The organism is Liquorilactobacillus sicerae, assembly GCF_029916425.1.
GTDB classification, from domain to species: Bacteria; Bacillota; Bacilli; order Lactobacillales; family Lactobacillaceae; genus Liquorilactobacillus; species Liquorilactobacillus sicerae.
The window spans coordinates 1-425 of the sequence record NZ_JAHAVQ010000284.1 but is presented as its reverse complement, the minus strand read 5'-3'; the positions used below and the strand labels follow the sequence as shown (position 1 = coordinate 425).

Annotated in this window: 1 protein-coding gene; it reads right to left on the bottom strand. The window is 44.2% G+C overall.

Translation table 11 applies throughout. The features are described 5' to 3' along the window. The coding region (locus KH893_RS12460) for a DUF711 family protein (RefSeq protein ID WP_281166359.1) at positions 1-425 on the bottom strand (425 nt) is incomplete at both ends.

Sequence of the window (425 nt, the reverse complement as noted above, 5' to 3'; positions counted from 1 at the left end):
GTTCCGGCAACTGTGGCATCTATCATTCCAGCATCCTCGGAAACTGGAATAAATGCTCCTGATAAACCGCCAACTCGTTGACTGGCCATTACACCGCCCTTTTTAATTGCGTCGTTTAAAAGCATTAAAGCAGCCGTCGTTCCATGTGTTCCGACTTGTTCCAGACCAATTTCTTCTAAAACTTCAGCAACTGAATCGCCACGAGCATGCGTTGGAGCCAAACTTAAATCAACAATTCCAAAAGGAAGACCAAGTTTTTTTGCAGTCAATCCACCAATTAGTTGGCCAATTCGAGTGATTTTAAACGCAGTTGTTTTGATTTTTTCAGCGACAACGTCAATTGACTTGCCTCTGACAGCCTCTAAAGCTCTTTTTACAACGCCAGGCCCGGAAACACCAACGTTTATAACTGCATCGTCCTCGGA